We start from the raw sequence: 14,925 nt of genomic DNA, 5'->3' as shown, positions 1-14,925 counted from the left end.
TCGCAACCTTACCGAAATTACATAACATGCGGGTGAGCATGGATCAGTCCTATCCTTCTTTCACAATCGTCATCAACACGCTGAATCGGGGCGCCGTGCTCCAGAAAACACTGGAGAGCTTCCAGTGGCTGAAATACGATGGCGAGTTCGAGGTCGTTGTCGTCAACGGGCCTTCTACCGATAATTCCGAAGAGGTCATTGCGTCGTGGCTTCCGAGAATTCGGGCGGGCAAGTGCGATGTCGCCAATTTGTCCGTGTCGCGCAATGTGGGCATTTGCATGGCTCGCGGTGACATCATCGCATTCATCGATGACGACGCAGTACCGGAACCGGAATGGCTGCAGCAACTGGCCGAGGCCTACCGCCGCGACCCTCAGGTGGGTGCCGTTGGCGGATTTGTGTTCAATCACACGGGCTACCATTTCCAGTACAAGTATGGCTTGGTGGATCGTTTCGGCAATGCCGATCTTACGCCTTCCAGGGCTCACCCTCAGCTCTCGTTTCCCAAAAGCAGCAGCTTCCCCCATCTGCTCGGGTGTAACTCATCATTCCTGCGTTCAGCGTTATTGGAAATTGGTGGGTTCGATGAGGAGTTCGAGTATTTTCTTGATGAAACCGATGTCTGTCTGCGTATCGTCGATGCAGGCTATCTGATCGGTCAGCTGCCCAACGCCTTTGTCCATCACAAATATGCGCCAAGCAATATTCGTGGCGAGAACAAAGCAGTGCGCTACCGCTATCCCATCATCAAGAACAAAATTTATTTCATGCTCAAGCATGCCCGCGAATATTATTCGTTGGATCGTGTCATGCAGGAGCAGGATTCTTTTCTGCAGTCGCAACGCAATGATGTGAATTGGTGTCACGGTGAGCGGCTGTTGTCCGACGAGGACGTAAAACGCTTTAATGTGGATATGGAGCGCGCCGTCGAGGTGGGCCTGCAACGCGGTTTTGAGGGGACGCTGCCGGACGGTCTGATCACTCCGGCCAAACAGCAGAAGTATGCGGGCGAATTCCTGCCCTTCGAGCCAATTCACAATCCGAACGCCAAATGTCTGGTGTTGGTATCCAAGGATTTTCCGCCCGGACACGGCGGTGGTATCGCTGTTTTCAGCCAGAACCTGGCCGAGGCGCTTGCGCAAGAAGGGCATATCGTTCATGTCATCACGCATAGCCCCGACATTGATCGTGTCGATCTTGAACATGGCGTATGGGTACACCGGATCGTCCTGAAAGATCGAGAGAGAACGCCGGAGGCTGTTTCCCGGCAGGTCCCGCAACATATCTGGAACTGGTCGGCCAGCGCCTTGGCCGAAGCCCGGCGTATTGCAGAGCATCGAAATATCGATGTCATCGAGGCTCCCATCTGGGATTGCGAGGGCATTGCTTTCTTGCTGGATGGGGCGTGGCCTTTGGTAACCAGCCTGCATACGACGCTGCATTTCTGGATCGCTTCGCATCCGGAAAAATCCGCAGACTCGAAATGGATGGAAAGCTTCGGCACGCCCATGCTCTCATTGGAGCGCGAATTGATGCTCAAGGCCGACGCGGTACGGGCCAATAGCAAGGCCATCGTCGAAGAAATTCAAAAAGCTTATGGATTCGATTTCCCGGTCCAATCAACTCGCGTCGTACCGCATGGCATGGCGGATGTAGCAGTGTCTGCCGTTGAAGACAGCGACCATCGCGGCGACGCCGTCAATGTCCTGTATGTGGGTCGTTTAGAGCCGCGCAAAGGCATCGATGTCTTGCTTGAGGCCATCCCCGTGGTCATGGAAGCTTGTCCTTCTGTGCGTTTTACGCTGGTCGGCGATGATACGTTGCCAGGCCCCGACGGCAGCACCTACAAGAAAGCGTTTCTGAAGCGGCATTCCCGGCAGGCTTGGTTATCGAGCATCACTTTTGCTGGACGCCTCGAGCAGGAAGCGCTGTTGCAAGCCTACGCACAAGCCGACGTTTTCGTCGCGCCTAGCCGCTTCGAGTCATTTGGCCTGGTGTTTCTGGAAGCAATGAGAGTGGGCAAGCCGGTGATTGGTTGCCGCGCGGGCGGGATGCCCGAGGTCGTGGAGGACGGCAGCAATGGCTTGCTGGCTGAACCTGGCGATGTGCAGTCCCTGGCTCAGGCCATTATCAAGTTGGTTGACAGTGCGGACCTGCGCGACCAGATGGGACGGGCCGGTTTGCAGCGCTTTCAGGAACACTTCACCGCTCGGCGGATGTCGGAGAAAAGCGGTGAACTGTACGAGATCGCGACGGCAGCACATCGCGAACGGGCAAACTCACTGTGAACCTATCATGAGAGTCGCCTATTTGGCTGGAGTCTGCGTAGCGCACGACGCCATTTCCAATGCTATTCATAGCGAAGTTCGATGGCTGAAAGAGGCCGGGCACGAGGTCCGGCTATTTACCTATCGATGCGATTATGGGGATATTCCCCATAAGCAGGTCAGTAGCCTATGGCAGGTGATGTCCGATCCGGGATTTCAGTCCGCCGATATCGTGGTTTTTCACTTTGGTGTGTATTCCGGTCTGTTTGACTTGCTGATGGTAACGCCCCGGCATGCCAAAAGGATCGTCGTTTTTCATAACATTACGCCCAAGCAATTCCTGCCTCCGTCCGCGGCACCGCTGATCGAGCGCTCGTTCAGACAAATGAGCAATATTGTCTTTGCGGATCATGTTGTATGCGTCAGCGATACCAATCATGACGTCTTGCTCTCGGCAGGAATCACCGTTCCCTGGACCAAGCTGCCATTGGCAATACGGGATGATTTGGTGATGCCTGCCAGCAAACCGAGTTTTGTTGATGGTTTGCCGCGCATCGTGTTCCTGGGCCGTTTCGTCCAGTCCAAGGGGCCGGGCGAATTGTTGGAGGCAGTACGGCGTGTTCTGGACGGCAATCCTGACAGGCGCCTGCAGCTGGATCTGATTGGCAACCTGGATTTTTCGGATCAGGCCATCATTGCCCAGGTGAGGCTGCAAATTGACGCTTTGCATCGGATGTTTCCAGAGCGTGTGCGCGTGGCGCTCAAGGGGAGCGTGGCGGACAGCGAGAAACAAGCGCTCCTGGCAGAGGCGGACATCTTCGCGCTGCCTACTTATCACGAGGGGTTCTGCGTTCCGATCTTAGAGGCGCTCGCTTGTGGTTGTCGGGTCGTTTCCTACGAGAACAGCAATGTGCCGGCGGTGTCGGGCGGCTTGGCCTCGCTGGTGCCCACGGGCGATGTCGAGGCTCTGTCCCGCGCGCTCGACGACGCGTTGCGGGACATCGATAGCAAGGATTGGGCGAGCACCGGCTATCATGCGTATGCAGAGCGGGCCAAGGCTCATGTCGCACAGTTTCATCCTGATGCGGTGCGTCGCAGTTTTCTGAGATTTATAGAACGCATGTCAGGCGCATGGCGCCAGACCGCTGCGTAACGTTCAAGATAACGCTATATGAACAATGCGGGTTTTTTCAAAGGCCTATCGCTGGCCTGGATGCTGTCCAAACGCGATCTGAAAAACAGGTACGCGGGGTCGTATGCGGGGATCGCATGGCACATCGGTGTGCCACTGCTCTACGCTTCTATCAACGTGGCGGTGTTTTCAATTCTGGTCGGCGGCAGAATGGGTGGGGGTTATGAGAACATCCCCTTTGCACTGTTCTACTTTGTGCCGTTCTCGATCTGGATTTTCTTTCAGGAGACGGTCAATCGCAGCACCGGAATCCTCAAGGAATATAGCTATCTCATTAATAAGATCTCCTTTCCGTTCTGGGTATTGCCTCTGGTGCCATTGGCTTCAGCCTTCGTGAACCAAGTGGTGATTTTGTCCATTGTGGCCGTGCTGATGGCGTTTTACGGCATTGCACCCGGAGCCGACGCATGGGGCTATCTCTTTGTGTGGATGGCTTGCCTGGTTTTCTCCCTCGGTGTGGCGTATGCCGTGTCGGCTTTGACCGTGTACGTTCCGGACTTGTCCCAGATCGTGCCGGTGATTGTCAATATTCTGTATTGGCTTACGCCCATCTTGTATCCCGCGTCTCTCGTGGAGAGCCACGGCGGACGGTGGGCCAAGGCGTTCATTCTTGAATACAACCCTTTTTATTACTGGGCGGAGTTGTCCCGGCGTTCAATGTTCGATATGGGAGTGACCTTCTCGGCGGACAAAGCGGGTTTTCTCATTGTGATATCGCTCGTGGCACTTGGGGTGGGGGCATTGGTATTCAAGAAACTCAAGTCCGGCTTCGCCGACGTGCTCTGACGGGATGGCTTCGAACATGGACAATCGCCAAGACGTAGCTATCGAGCTGTCGAATATCAATAAGATCTACCATACCTATCAGTCTCCCAAGCATCGGCTGCTGGAAATCCTGACAAATGGGAAAAGGCGCTACGCCAAAGAAACCCGGGCGCTGGATTCAGTTTCTTTCATGCTGCCCAAGGGCGGACGATTGGGTATCGTGGGAGAGAACGGGAGCGGCAAAAGCACGCTGCTGAAAGTGCTGGCAGGGGTGCTCACGCCGAGCTCGGGATCCATTACCGTCAACGGCCGTGTTTCGGCGTTGCTGGAGCTGGGGGCCGGTTTTAACCCTGCGTTGCCAGGCAGGGAAAACATCAAGCAGTTCTGCATGCTGCATGGTATGTCCTCCGAAGAGATAGAGGCCGCCACGCCAGACATCATCCAGTTCAGCGAACTGCGCGATGCGGTTGAGCAGCCGGTCAAAACCTACAGCAGTGGCATGGCCATTCGGCTGGGCTTTGCCTGCGCCGTCTATGTCCAACCCGAGATTCTCATTGTGGACGAGGCGCTCAGTGTAGGGGATGCTTATTTTCAGAATAAGTGCCTCCACAAGATCAAGTCCTTGCTGGACGATGGCGTGACGTTTATCTACGTGACGCACGTGGCGGATTCTATTCGCGCTTTGTGTGATCGCGGCGTCTGGATGGATCACGGCAAAGTCCGCATGGCGGGGTCCTCAAGCGAGGTGGGAGCGGCTTATCAGGCCGAGGTTTTCCGGCGCATGGTCCATGCGGGTCTGAGCGACGAAGTAAGCACCGGCAATGATGGCGCGACGCAGGAACAGCAGAGTGCAGTCGCGCAGAGCGTGGACCATGCGCGACACAGGGCTTTTGAAGAGCGCATCGCCGCGTTGCGCACAGGTAGCGGGGAAGCGAGAATCCTGGATATTGCCGTCATTGGACACGATGGTGTCGATACGGATACCGTGCCGTTCAATGAGAAGACCCGCATACGAGTTTTCTATCAGATCGACAAGAAGCTACCTGCGGAGTGTGGCATAACGCTGGGTATTTCTGATAACAGCGGACGGGAAGTGGTTCACTTCAATTCATGTTCGATGGGGGTGTCCCTGGACACGGAAAGCATGCATAGGCCTTGCATGATGGAGTTTGAGTTTGACAACTCATTGTGCCCAGGAGAGTACGGTCTCTCTGCGGGGATCGGGTCGTTCCGGAAAAATCCCAACAATTTTGGCCAGATGCTGACGAACCATATCGTCGATTACGCGGCCGGCGGCGCGCGTTTCAACGTCCGGTTTCCCGATAGTGACAGCGCACTGGATCTGTGGGGAGTCACCTACGTGCCGTTTTCAGTAGAAAATCTGGCGCTCGATTGATGTCAGCACTGCGCATTCTGCACATCTATCGTACGTACTATCCCGACCCGCCGGGCGGAGTTGCGCAGGCGGTGCGTCAAATATGTTTGGCGACTGCATCACATGGGGTACAGAGCACGATTTTTACCCTGTCTCCAACACCCCATCCGTCTGTGTTACCCATGCAGGAAGGCCAGGTAGTTCGAGCCCGCTCGTGGATGGCGCCGGCTTCGTGCGATGTGGGTGGGCCCGGCGCTCTATTGCGTTTCGGGGCGCAGGCGCGGCAGGCGGATGTGATTTGCTACCACTTCCCGTGGCCATTCGCCGATCTGATGGATCTGCTGGTGCGTCCGAAGGCTCCGACCGTGTTGGTGTATCACTCGGATATCGTGCGGCAGCGTTCGCTTGGCCAGGTTTATGCTCCGTTGATGCGGCGCACGTTGTCCTCTGTGTCCGCCATTGTTGCGACATCGCCGACGTACGCGGCCTCCAGCCCTGTACTGTCGGATCCGCGTTGGAAAGACAAGGTTCGTGCCATTCCCTTGGGCATTATTGAATCTCAGGAACCCGAGGACACAGGCGTACTAGCCCGTCTGGGGTTGAGCGACAGGCAGCCCTTTTTCCTGTTTTTGGGCGCTTTACGCTATTACAAGGGCCTGCACACGCTCGTGGCTGCCGCGAAAGCGGTCAATGCACCGATAGTCATCGCAGGCGCGGGCACAGAAGACGCGGCGCTGCGCGCGCAGCGTACGAGTGTGGGTGCCGATAATGTCTTGTTCGCGGGGCTGGTATCCGATGCGGAGAAAATGGCGCTGATGAAACGCTGCCTCGCATTTGTATTGCCATCGCATTTACGATCCGAAGCCTATGGCATGGTGCTGGTCGAGGCCGCGATGCAAGGTCGGCCGTTGATCTGCTGCGATATCGGATCAGGGATGTCGTTTGTTAATGCACACGATGAGAGCGGGTTACTAGTGCCGCCGGAGGACGAACAGGCGCTGGCCAGGGCGATGAATCGGTTGTTGAATGACCGTCCGTATGCAGCGCGCCTGGGGCAGGGGGCGCGGAATCGTTACGAGCGTCTGTTTTCGGGCGGGCCGCTGGGCAGGGAATACACGGCGTTGTTTCGTGAGCTGGCAGAGCGGCGCGGTTAGGCGTCAGGCACAGCTGCACTGCATCCTCCGTTATTCCGCAAACAAATCCGCTTGTCGCGGATCCGCGGGTTGCAGCTCGTAGCCGATGTCCGCCGCAACCTCACGCAGGATATTCTGCGCCAAATTAAACGCCGTATTCGCAGCCGGCACGCCTGCATAGATCGCATTTTGCAGCAGCACTTCCTTGAGCTCGTCCGGGCTGAGGCGCGAGTCGTCGGTAGCGGTCAGTGCCGCGCGCACATGGAGTTCGAACTCCTCCCAGCGGCCTAGCGACAACGTGACGGCCAATACCATCATGCGGCGCGATTTGTGCGGCAGGCCGGGGCGGCTCCAGATGTCATGCCATGCGTAGCGGGTGATGAGGTTCTGGTAGTCGGCGGTAAAGGAGGTGGCGCGGGACAGCGAGCGCTCGACCCATGCGTCGCCCAGGACGGCGCGTCGGTTTTTCAGGCCTTGTTCGAAATCGTCTTGGCGGCTCATGGGTATCCTCCTTTGCGTATCGCAGATTTAATTGACCGTGATGTTATTGGCCTTGATCACCTCGGCCCAGCGCGCTTGTTCTGCGTCGATGAAACGGGTGAACTCCTCCGCATTGGAGCCGACCGGGGTCAGGCCCAGTTTGGCCAGCTTGTCGCGCGTTTCGGGACGGGCGAGGGCTTTTTGCACGAGATCCTGCAGTTTGGCCACGACGTCGGGTGCCGCGCCTGCAGGCAGGAAAAAGCCGTTCCACTCGTAGACATTGAAGTCCTTGAGACTGGGGTCGGACTCTGCCACGGTGGCGACATTGGGCAATTCAGGCATGCGCTTGTCGGAGGACACCGCCAGCGCTTTGAGTTTGCCGCTGGTGACATAGTTCAGGCTGGAGGCGGCGTTGGCGAAGTACACGTCGACCTGACCGCCCATGACGTCGACGATGGCCGGCGCGCCGCCCTTGTAGGGAATGTGTACGGCGTCGATGCCGGTGTCTTTTTTCAATAGCTCAGCGGCCATCTGCGCCAGGCTGCCAGGCCCATAGGACGCATAGGTGTAGTGGCCAGGTTTCGCTTTGGCAGCAGCGATGAAATCGGACAGATTGTTAAAGCTCGACTTTTCCGCGGCGACCAGGATGTTGGGGACGGAGACGGCCTGCGATACCGGGATGAAGTCTTTCTTGGCGTCGTAGGGCAGCTTGCGCAATCCCGGGTTGATGGTGAATGCCGAGGAATCGTACAGCACGGTGTAGCCATCGGGTTTGGCACGGGCAACGTAAGAAGCGCCGATCGAGCCGCTGGCGCCGCCCTTGTTTTCGATGACGATGCTTTGTCCGGAAACCGCGCCCATGCCTTCGGCAATGATACGTGCGGCGTTATCGGCACCACCACCGGCGGAATACGGCACGACGAGGGTGATGGGCTGGTCGGGGTAGCCGGTGGCCTGGGCGGCTGTGGCGGCTACGGTAAAGGTGCTGGCGATGGCGGCCAAGGCCAGCCAGCGCTGCGTATGGGCGCTTTTCATAGTGTCTACACTCCTGTTTCTGAACGAGGCCTTGTTGCGTCGGGAATTCTCAACGCCAAAAGACGAAGGGGCTCGTTCCGCGTGGCCGCCATCGTAGCGTGAGTGAGGGCAGGGCCTGTGTGGCGCCAGGATGAGTGTCCGGTTGATGGACGTTTTGAAACAGGTGTTCGTCGTGTGGCCGTTTTAGGCGGAGGATCGAGGTTGCCGGCTGGACGCGGGCCGCGTCGACTCGGCGCAACCGAGCAAGGTTGTGCAGGGCTAGGGGCCGACGCGAATGCGTTCCACATTCAGTTCCTGGGCGAATCTGGACCGATCGCGGCCAGCATCGTCGGGCCGCGCGCCGATCCAGCCCTGTCCCAGCGCATAGGCCCAGACGTTGGCGGCGACGATCAGCAGAAAAAGCACACGCATGGGGGCTCGCTCACAGGGATTGAGGGTCGGGTTGGGACGCGATCAGCGCCAGCCCATCGAGGACGGGGCGGTCCAGATAGCAGGGGGTAGGCACCGCGCCCATCGTACTACCGGCCTGCGCCAGCAGGCGCTGCGTTTCGTGTTCCATCTCGGGCCAACCGCCGCCTGCGACATAGAGCGCCGCTGGTTGGCCATAGTGTTGGCAGGCAGCTAACCATTGCCGCACGACCGCGCCGGCCTGGGCGGCGGCGATGCCCGAGGCAATGGCCTGGTGCGTATCGGTCGGAAAATCGGTGATGGATCCGTCGGCCAAAGGCAGGTTGGCGGTGCCGCGCGCGAGCGAGCTGCGCATCAACGCCGGGCCAGGGAGAATCAAGCCGCCAATAAAGGTGTCATCGGGGCCCACGGTGTCGATGGTGGTGGCCGTACCGAATGAGGCGAGCACGAATGGTGGATGTCCAGGCGCCAGTCGGCTGCGAACCCCGAGCAGCGATACGAGGCGGTCGGCACCGAGCTGCGTAGGCTGGGTGTAGCTATTTTTCAAATTTAGCAATTGCGCGCGCGAGGTGATCCAGTGCACAGGGCAGTTGTGGCGTGCCAGCGCATCGCGAATGCCGGCTCCTCGTTCGTCGCCTGCGACATTGACGCCCAAGGCCGAGATTGGCTTGTGCGTCAGCGTGCCGAGCCAGTCTCCCAGGGCGTGCGGATCGAGATTATCAAAGGCGATGGCGGCGGGCTCGCGAGCGCCCGGGGCGCCAGTCGAGCCGTTGGTGGTCGATTCACTGTCCAGGGGCGCTGTACTGCCATTCGGGGGCGCGGATTGAGCATTGTCTGATGTTCCAGTCCCTGCGGATGGATGCAGCCAGCCGACCTTCAGACGGCTGTTGCCTGAGTCGATCAGCAGGATCATCGCGTTTGCTCCGCGGTGCGTGGGCGAATCGAGATTTCGCCAACGGATACGGGAACAAGCCCCTGAGACGTCTGCACCAGGAGCCGGCCCTGTTCGTCCAGGCCTTGCGCCGTGCCGCTGAACAGGACTACGCCCTGGTCTATGACATTGATGTCGCGGCCTGCCAGGGCGTCAATGGCGCTGAATCGTTGGCGAAAGGCGTCGAATCCGTCGGTTTCCAGGCCTTGAACAGCCTGGCGCCAGGCGTTTGCCGAGGCGCATACGATATCGGCCACGCTGACGGCGGGGGTACCCGTTTGCTGCATGATGGTCGTCCAGTCAGCCACGGAACGGCCAAGGCTCTGTGATAGCCGATCAGCGTCCGTCAGGTTTACACCCATGCCAATCACAATCGTGTAGGTGTCCGGCAGGGCCAGATTGCGGGTCGATTCGACCAGGACGCCCGCTAATTTGGCATCGTGCCATTGCACATCGTTGGGCCATTTGACGCGCAGCGGGCCGGCATCGCGCACCAGCAGGCTGCGTAGCGCTTCGCCCGCGGCCAGCCCGGCCAGAGGCGACAGGGCGGGCAGCCGGTGAGGCGGCATGCGGACGGGAAAGGCGCACGAAAACATCAGCGTGGCACCGATACGATTTTGCCAGGGCCGTCCGGCGCGTCCGCGGCCCGCAGCCTGCTGGTGAGTGCCCAGCAGCCAGGGGCCTGAACAGTGGCGCGCACGCGCCAGCAAGTCGGCATTGGTCGAGCCGGTGCTGGCAGGCCAGGCAATGTCCTGAAAGCCGTCCAGTCGCGCAGACAGCTCGCGTACCAACGCCTCGGGCGTTGGCAGATCAATAGGGCGGGCATCAGTAAGCATGGCGGCGATTGTAGGGCACGAGGGCGGGACGGGTCACGGCGGCCGTGACAAAACGGTCCACGGACAGGATGCCAGAGACAGCGGTAGCCTGCGGGCAAGCGGAAATGGTTGTCGGTCGCCTCACGCAAAAGCGGCCGATCCAGCCGGACAGAGCGCAGGCGAGGTTGGTAACATGCAGGCTGCTTTTTTAATTTGCGCTCAAGTCATGTCTGCTCGTACCGAAATCCAGGCTTTTACCGGCGAGGCCGGCCGTATTGATTGCGCCATTGATTGGCCCGCTGGTACGCCACGGGGCTGGGCGTTGGTCCTGCATCCGCATTCTCTGCAAGGCGGGGCTCGGGATAACAAGGTGGTGACCACGATTTCCCGCGCATGCGTGCAGCATGGCCTGGTTGCCGTGCGTCCGGATTTCCGCGGAGTGGGCCAATCCGAGGGCGAATTCGACAAGGCGCGCGGCGAGACGCAGGACATGCTGGCGTTGGTGGCACAAGTCCGGGAACGCTACCCCGAATGGGCGTCGGCCCCCTGGGTGTTGGCGGGGTTTTCGTTTGGGACGGCAGTCGCGGCGCAGACCTATGCAGGTCTGGCCGATGCGGGCGATACGGCGTTGCCTGTGGCATTGATGCTGATGGGGGCCGCGGTCCAGCGGTTTCAAGAGCAAGAGGTCACCGTACCGGCGGACACGTTGATGGTGCACGGCGAGCAGGACGACGTGGTGCCTTTATCTGAAACGCTGAACTGGGCGCGTCCGAGGGATGTGCCGATTGTGGTCGTGCCAGGGGCTTCGCATTTTTTCCACGGCAAGCTGCTCGTGTTGAGGGCGTTGGTGCAGGCCCGGCTCAAGGTCGCCCTGGACTGATGCCCGCCCGTTCGCAGGCCCGCATGATGTTTACGCATCGAGCCTGCCGGGCCGTGTTCCAGCGTGCCTTTACTGTTGTTGAACGTTATCGCTGCCGCGCGGTCTGATGGGCCTGCCTATAATGATGCTGCTTTTCATGAGGCCGGTTGTTGATGATGCGGCCTTTGCCCGCCATGCAGGCTTGTTAACCCAATGTGTTGTCACCCGCCTGGGCTGCTTTTGATCGTGGACCCTTTTTGCCGATGAAACTCACTCGTTCCTTTCCGTCTTCTGTTGCGTTTTCCCGCCGTGTCCTGGCTAGCGCGGTATTGTCGGCGCTGATGGCGTCAACATCTGCCGCCTGGGCGCAACAACAGCAGCCGGCGGCGCCAACGCCAGCCGTAGCGTCTGCTCCGGCTCCGGCCGGCGTCACGCAGTTGGCGGAGCTATCGGCCGTGCCTGCGCCGACCATCGCTGCACGTGCCTGGATCACCATTGATGTCACCAGCGGGCAGGTATTGGCGTCGTCGAATCCGGACATGCAAATCGAACCGGCCTCGCTGACCAAGATCATGACGGCTTACGTGGTGTTCAATGCGTTGGGCGAAAAGCGGATCACGTTGGAGCAACAGGTACCGATTTCCGAGCATGCCTGGCGCACTGGCGGCTCGCGCATGTTTGTCGAGCCGCGCAAGCCTGTCACGGTCAACGAGCTGATTCAGGGCGTGATCGTGCAGTCGGGTAATGACGCATCTGTGGCATTGGCCGAGGCGGTGGGCGGCACCGAGGCGTCGTTTGCGACGCTGATGAACCAAGAGGCCGAGCGTCTGGGCATGGCTCACACGCATTTCATGAATGCCACGGGCTTGCCCGACCCGCAGCACATCACCACGGTGTCGGACCTGGCCAAACTGGCTGTGGCGCTGATCAAAGACCACCCCGAAGAATTCCACTACTACAAGCAAAAAGAGTTCACCTATAACAAGATTACGCAGCCCAACCGTAATCGCCTGTTATGGGCGGACCCCTCGGTCGACGGCATGAAAACCGGCCACACCGATGCGGCGGGCTATTGCCTGGTGTCGACTGCGTTGCGCGGCGACCGCCGTGTGTTGACCGTGCTGGCCGGCGCAGACAGCGAAGCCACACGTGCCGAAGAAAGCCTGAAGCTCTTGAACTGGGGTTTCCAGAATTTTGACTCGGTCAAACTGTACGATCAAAATCAGCCCGGCCTGGACGCCCGCGTCTGGGAAGGCACGGTCGAGACTGTCAAGCTGGGCCCGTCTGCGCCTCCGATCTGGGTGACGGTACCGCGCGGTAAATCCGGCGATCTCAAACCTGTGGCGCAACGCACGGATCCGCTGGTAGCCCCGCTGACCAAGGGCCAGCAAGTCGGCACGTTGCAATTGACGTTGGATGGCAAGGTTCTGCGTACTGAGCCGTTGGTGGTTCAGGATGCCGTCGAGCGAGCCGGCTTTTTCGGCCGTATGGTCGACTTGGTCAAACGTCAGTTCGAGTAGGTTTTTTTAGTGAACTAATACGCACTGCCGAGCTGGGAGCGCGCGGGTCTATCCGCTGGCCCCCAGTGAAAACACCATCGGGGCGAGCAATCGCTGGGGCAGTGCGGTACTTTTCCTTTTTTGCGATTCATATCCATGAACAGGCACAGCAAAGGTTCGGCGTGTAACGGCGATCCAGATCTGTGCCTGTTCATTTTTTTAGCTATCTTAGATTTTTAGGGGCCATTCATGATTCCGGGCATGCCAGGCGATAGCCAGGTGTATCTCAACGGTGAGTTCACGCGCGTCGACGAGGCCAAAATCTCGGTGCTGGACCGGGGGTTCATTTTCGGTGATGGGATTTACGAGGTCGTGCCGGTCTATCACGGCAAGCCGTTCCGCATGACCGAGCATATGAATCGCCTGGACCGCAGCTTGCAGGCCTTGCGCATTCCGTCGCCGAAGTCGCGCGAGCAATGGCTGGACCTGGTGAATGAGCTGATCCGCCGTTCGGCTACGCCGAGTTGCGTGGTCTATCTGCAGGTCACCCGCGGCGTCTACAAGCGTGAGCATGCCTTTCCCACCGCGGAAATCACACCCACGGTGTTCGGCATGACGACGGAATTCACGCCGCCCACGGTCGAGCAACGCGAACGAGGCATCAACGTGATCAGCATTCCTGACGAGCGCTGGCTGCACTGCGAAATCAAGTCCGTGTCATTGCTGGGTAACGTATTGGCGCGTCAGCAGGCAGCCGAGGCGGGGGTGGACGAGGTGATCCAGTTCCGGGATGGGTTCCTCACCGAGGGCTCATCCAGCAATTTCTGGGTTGTGTCGGCGGGCAAGCTGTTGGCGCCGCCGAAGGACAACTTGATTCTCGAAGGGATACGCTATGGCTTCATGGCCGAGTTGGCAGAGGAAACCGGCGTTCCGTTCGAAGCTCGTCGGATTACCCAGGACGAAGTCGTCTCGGCGGATGAAATTCTGGTGACGTCGGCGACCAAGGAGGTACTGCCGGTGTTGCAGCTCGATGGCAAACCGGTCGGCAACGGCCGATCCGGCCCGGTTTATGCGAAGCTGCGGGCAGCGTATGATGCCCGTATTGCTGCTTTGTAAACCGACATTGCCCCTACGCGCATTGCGGTAATTGTTATGACTACCATTCCTCCCGAAGAATCGCTGATCGAGTATCCCTCGGACTTTCCTATCAAGGTCATGGGCAAGCAGCATCCTGAGTTTGCCCAGACGCTGACCGAGGTGGTGCTGCGGTTCGACCCGGAATTCGATCCGGCCAAGGTTGAAATGCGGCCCAGCAAGGGCGGCAACTACATGGGCCTGACCTTTACCGTGCGCGCGACCTCGCGCGAGCAGCTCGATAATCTGTATCGCGCCCTGCATGGACATCCCATGGTGTCCATCGTCCTGTAAGGCTGGCCATTTGGCATTGTCATGATCAAATGGTTGACCCGCCCGGCCGAGTACGAGCCGGTATGGCAGGACATGCGGGCTTTTACGGCTGCCCGCGACGCCTGTACGCCCGACGAGGTCTGGCTGTGTGAGCATGCCCCGGTGTACACCCTGGGGCAGGCTGGCAAGCCCGAGCATCTGCTGAACCCCGGGGCGATTCCTATCGTGATGTCGGATCGCGGGGGCCAGGTGACCTATCACGGACCCGGTCAGGTAGTGGCCTATTCTCTATTTGATTTGCGCCGCGCCGGCCTGTTTGTGCGCGACTATGTCCGTCTGCTGGAGGACGCGGCCATCGGCACATTGAGCGATTTTGGCGTTGCCGATGCCTGTCGCCAGCCCGGCGCACCGGGCGTGTATGTGCCGTATGGCGCTGGCGGCCATGTGGCCAAGATTGCTGCATTAGGTATCAAAATACGTAACGGCTACGCCTATCATGGCGTTGCGTTGAACGTGAACATGGATTTGTCGCCGTTTTTGGGCATCAACCCCTGTGGTTACGAGGGATTGGTGACCGTCGATATGGCGACTTGCGGGGCTCGGCAGGATTTGATGACTGTCGGAGAACGCCTCGCCGAACGCTTGTTGACCGCCTTGCCGCCGCCTGTGCGCAGGGATGCTGCAGGTTGACGCGCTAAAATGCCCTTTTCTTCCCCCCGTCCAGCGCCGTGTCATCGACGTGCGCCGGTCATGACGAAG

The 14,925-nt window shown here is 59.2% G+C and carries 15 protein-coding genes; 10 read left to right on the top strand and 5 right to left on the bottom strand.

From position 1 onward, the window contains the following. The first annotated feature begins 38 nt into the window (after positions 1–38). From ACYVI2_RS10330 to ACYVI2_RS10310, 5 genes are read left to right on the top strand one after another with little or no spacing between them, the layout of a single operon-like run. Positions 39–2,288, top strand: coding sequence for a glycosyltransferase (locus tag ACYVI2_RS10330; RefSeq protein WP_415820753.1), 2,250 nt, complete (start codon positions 39–41; stop codon positions 2,286–2,288). Between the two features lie 7 nt (positions 2,289–2,295). After that, positions 2,296–3,420, top strand: a complete 1,125-nt coding sequence (locus tag ACYVI2_RS10325; RefSeq protein ID WP_415820754.1) for a glycosyltransferase family 4 protein — start codon at positions 2,296–2,298, stop codon at positions 3,418–3,420. A gap of 18 nt (positions 3,421–3,438) precedes the next feature. After that, the gene (locus ACYVI2_RS10320; RefSeq protein ID WP_415820755.1) at positions 3,439–4,245 is read left to right on the top strand and encodes an ABC transporter permease; all 807 of its coding nucleotides are present in this window, start codon (positions 3,439–3,441) and stop codon (positions 4,243–4,245) included. A gap of 16 nt (positions 4,246–4,261) precedes the next feature. Next, positions 4,262–5,620, top strand: coding sequence for an ABC transporter ATP-binding protein (locus ACYVI2_RS10315; protein ID WP_415820756.1), 1,359 nt, complete (start codon positions 4,262–4,264; stop codon positions 5,618–5,620). Next, positions 5,620–6,753: a glycosyltransferase gene (locus tag ACYVI2_RS10310; protein ID WP_415820757.1), complete on the top strand. Its 1,134-nt coding sequence runs from the start codon at positions 5,620–5,622 to the stop codon at positions 6,751–6,753. Before ACYVI2_RS10315 ends, ACYVI2_RS10310 begins: the two co-directional genes overlap by 1 nt. 30 nt (positions 6,754–6,783) lie before the next feature. Here ACYVI2_RS10310 and ACYVI2_RS10305 read toward each other — a convergent pair whose 3' ends face one another. The 5 genes from ACYVI2_RS10305 to ACYVI2_RS10285 form a co-directional block, all read right to left on the bottom strand. After that, positions 6,784–7,233: a carboxymuconolactone decarboxylase family protein gene (locus tag ACYVI2_RS10305; protein ID WP_415820758.1), complete on the bottom strand. Its 450-nt coding sequence runs from the start codon at positions 7,231–7,233 to the stop codon at positions 6,784–6,786. 27 nt (positions 7,234–7,260) lie between these two features. After that, positions 7,261–8,247, bottom strand: a complete 987-nt coding sequence (locus ACYVI2_RS10300) for a tripartite tricarboxylate transporter substrate binding protein (RefSeq protein WP_415820759.1) — start codon at positions 8,245–8,247, stop codon at positions 7,261–7,263. A gap of 258 nt (positions 8,248–8,505) precedes the next feature. Beyond that, a complete protein-coding gene (locus ACYVI2_RS10295; RefSeq protein WP_415820760.1) occupies positions 8,506–8,658 on the bottom strand; it encodes a hypothetical protein in 153 nt (50 codons plus the stop codon). A 10-nt stretch (positions 8,659–8,668) separates the two neighbouring features. After that, positions 8,669–9,568: a type III pantothenate kinase gene (locus ACYVI2_RS10290; protein ID WP_415820761.1), complete on the bottom strand. Its 900-nt coding sequence runs from the start codon at positions 9,566–9,568 to the stop codon at positions 8,669–8,671. Further along, positions 9,565–10,422 carry a biotin--[acetyl-CoA-carboxylase] ligase gene (locus ACYVI2_RS10285; protein WP_415820762.1) on the bottom strand — a complete coding sequence of 286 codons (858 nt, stop codon included), beginning with the start codon at positions 10,420–10,422 and terminating at the stop codon, positions 9,565–9,567. Before ACYVI2_RS10285 ends, ACYVI2_RS10290 begins: the two co-directional genes overlap by 4 nt. Before the next feature lie 205 nt (positions 10,423–10,627). On the opposite strand from ACYVI2_RS10285, the gene ACYVI2_RS10280 reads away from it, so the two are divergent. From ACYVI2_RS10280 to lipB, 5 genes are all read left to right on the top strand, one after another. After that, positions 10,628–11,281 (top strand): alpha/beta hydrolase, encoded by a 654-nt coding sequence (locus tag ACYVI2_RS10280; RefSeq protein ID WP_415820763.1) that lies wholly within the window; start codon positions 10,628–10,630, stop codon positions 11,279–11,281. A gap of 242 nt (positions 11,282–11,523) precedes the next feature. Beyond that, entirely contained in the window at positions 11,524–12,780 is a 1,257-nt protein-coding gene (locus ACYVI2_RS10275) for a D-alanyl-D-alanine carboxypeptidase family protein (RefSeq protein WP_415820764.1), read from the top strand. A gap of 228 nt (positions 12,781–13,008) precedes the next feature. Continuing rightward, positions 13,009–13,875 carry a D-amino acid aminotransferase gene (locus ACYVI2_RS10270; protein ID WP_415820765.1) on the top strand — a complete coding sequence of 289 codons (867 nt, stop codon included), beginning with the start codon at positions 13,009–13,011 and terminating at the stop codon, positions 13,873–13,875. 36 nt (positions 13,876–13,911) lie between these two features. Next, positions 13,912–14,187: a YbeD family protein gene (locus ACYVI2_RS10265; RefSeq protein WP_415820766.1), complete on the top strand. Its 276-nt coding sequence runs from the start codon at positions 13,912–13,914 to the stop codon at positions 14,185–14,187. A 21-nt stretch (positions 14,188–14,208) separates the two neighbouring features. Next, complete coding sequence (gene lipB / locus ACYVI2_RS10260; protein WP_415820767.1) at positions 14,209–14,856, top strand: lipoyl(octanoyl) transferase LipB; 648 nt, start codon at positions 14,209–14,211, stop codon at positions 14,854–14,856. The last annotated feature ends 69 nt before the right edge of the window (positions 14,857–14,925 follow it).

The organism is Bordetella tumbae (assembly GCF_054780995.1).
Note: the sequence above shows the minus strand (reverse complement) of the source record. Positions and strands in the feature narration are given on the sequence as shown.

What these genes read in the sequence shown, in the direction of transcription:
- ACYVI2_RS10330 (WP_415820753.1), top strand. Translation starts at nt 39, where the DNA reads ATGGATCAGTCCTATCCTTCTTTCACAATCGTCATCAACACGCTGAAT.
- ACYVI2_RS10325 (WP_415820754.1), top strand. Translation starts at nt 2,296, where the DNA reads ATGAGAGTCGCCTATTTGGCTGGAGTCTGCGTAGCGCACGACGCCATT.
- ACYVI2_RS10320 (WP_415820755.1), top strand. Translation starts at nt 3,439, where the DNA reads ATGAACAATGCGGGTTTTTTCAAAGGCCTATCGCTGGCCTGGATGCTG.
- ACYVI2_RS10315 (WP_415820756.1), top strand. Translation starts at nt 4,262, where the DNA reads ATGGACAATCGCCAAGACGTAGCTATCGAGCTGTCGAATATCAATAAG.
- ACYVI2_RS10310 (WP_415820757.1), top strand. Translation starts at nt 5,620, where the DNA reads ATGTCAGCACTGCGCATTCTGCACATCTATCGTACGTACTATCCCGAC.
- ACYVI2_RS10305 (WP_415820758.1), bottom strand. Translation starts at nt 7,233, where the DNA reads ATGAGCCGCCAAGACGATTTCGAACAAGGCCTGAAAAACCGACGCGCC.
- ACYVI2_RS10300 (WP_415820759.1), bottom strand. Translation starts at nt 8,247, where the DNA reads ATGAAAAGCGCCCATACGCAGCGCTGGCTGGCCTTGGCCGCCATCGCC.
- ACYVI2_RS10295 (WP_415820760.1), bottom strand. Translation starts at nt 8,658, where the DNA reads ATGCGTGTGCTTTTTCTGCTGATCGTCGCCGCCAACGTCTGGGCCTAT.
- ACYVI2_RS10290 (WP_415820761.1), bottom strand. Translation starts at nt 9,568, where the DNA reads ATGATCCTGCTGATCGACTCAGGCAACAGCCGTCTGAAGGTCGGCTGG.
- ACYVI2_RS10285 (WP_415820762.1), bottom strand. Translation starts at nt 10,422, where the DNA reads ATGCTTACTGATGCCCGCCCTATTGATCTGCCAACGCCCGAGGCGTTG.
- ACYVI2_RS10280 (WP_415820763.1), top strand. Translation starts at nt 10,628, where the DNA reads ATGTCTGCTCGTACCGAAATCCAGGCTTTTACCGGCGAGGCCGGCCGT.
- ACYVI2_RS10275 (WP_415820764.1), top strand. Translation starts at nt 11,524, where the DNA reads ATGAAACTCACTCGTTCCTTTCCGTCTTCTGTTGCGTTTTCCCGCCGT.
- ACYVI2_RS10270 (WP_415820765.1), top strand. Translation starts at nt 13,009, where the DNA reads ATGATTCCGGGCATGCCAGGCGATAGCCAGGTGTATCTCAACGGTGAG.
- ACYVI2_RS10265 (WP_415820766.1), top strand. Translation starts at nt 13,912, where the DNA reads ATGACTACCATTCCTCCCGAAGAATCGCTGATCGAGTATCCCTCGGAC.
- lipB (WP_415820767.1), top strand. Translation starts at nt 14,209, where the DNA reads ATGATCAAATGGTTGACCCGCCCGGCCGAGTACGAGCCGGTATGGCAG.